This is a genomic window from Spirulina sp. 06S082, assembly GCF_034932145.1.
GTDB lineage: Bacteria > Cyanobacteriota > Cyanobacteriia > Cyanobacteriales > Spirulinaceae > CCY15215.
This window is the reverse complement of sequence record NZ_JAYGHV010000121.1, coordinates 1-728: the sequence shown is the minus strand read 5'-3', so window position 1 is coordinate 728 and position 728 is coordinate 1. Positions and strand designations below refer to the sequence as shown.

The window sequence follows — 728 nt, the reverse complement described above, 5'->3', positions numbered from 1 at the left end:
AATCCACCCAACAAGCCGTCATGCAGTTTCAGCGCGATCGCGCTTTAACTGTCGATGGAATTGTCGGATCCCAGACCATTATCGCCCTAGAACGTTCCTTGGGTCCTCAACAAATTCGCGCCCTGCAACAACGCTTAAAAACAGCCGGTTTTTATGATGGGGCGATCGATGGAGTTTGGGGAGAACAAACCAAAGAGGCGATCGCGGCTGCGCGATCGAGTTTTGGGTTAACTGCGGAAGATGTAACACGAGAAAATAATTAATTTGTAAATTAATTTGTCCATCTTTCTTTGTTGAACTCATAAATTTCTTGCAGAATTTTAGGAACATTATATTGCATTTTCCAATTCGGATAATGTTCGCAAAAGCGACTATTATCACTAACCCACCAAATATGATCGCCGATACGATTTGTCTCAGAATACTCAGGTTTAAATTCCTTTCCTGTAATTTCTTGACACAACTGCACCGCTTCTAACATAGAACAGTTACTATATCGTCCTCCTCCCGTATTATAAACTTCTGAAATGCGCGGGGCTTTAAAGAATTCATAAAAAGCATTAATCAAATCTGCACTATGAATATTGTCTCGCACCTGTTTTCCTTTATAGCCAAAAATTGTATAAGGTTTACCCGTTGCCGCGCATTTCATCAAATACGCTAAAAAGCCGTGTAGTTGCGTCCCAGAGTGATTAGGACCCGTGAGACATCCACCGCGAAAACAAGCA

At 41.9% G+C, this 728-nt stretch carries 2 protein-coding genes; one reads left to right on the top strand and one right to left on the bottom strand.

Annotation, left to right across the window (positions count from 1 at the left end; genetic code table 11):
- On the top strand, positions 1–263 hold a 263-nt coding region (locus VB714_RS07425; RefSeq protein WP_323222662.1), incomplete at its 5' end, for a peptidoglycan-binding domain-containing protein.
- A gap of 8 nt (positions 264–271) precedes the next feature.
- Here VB714_RS07425 and VB714_RS07420 read toward each other — a convergent pair.
- Positions 272–728, bottom strand: a 457-nt coding sequence (locus VB714_RS07420; protein WP_323222660.1) for an NAD-dependent epimerase/dehydratase family protein, incomplete at its 5' end; no start/stop codon positions are given.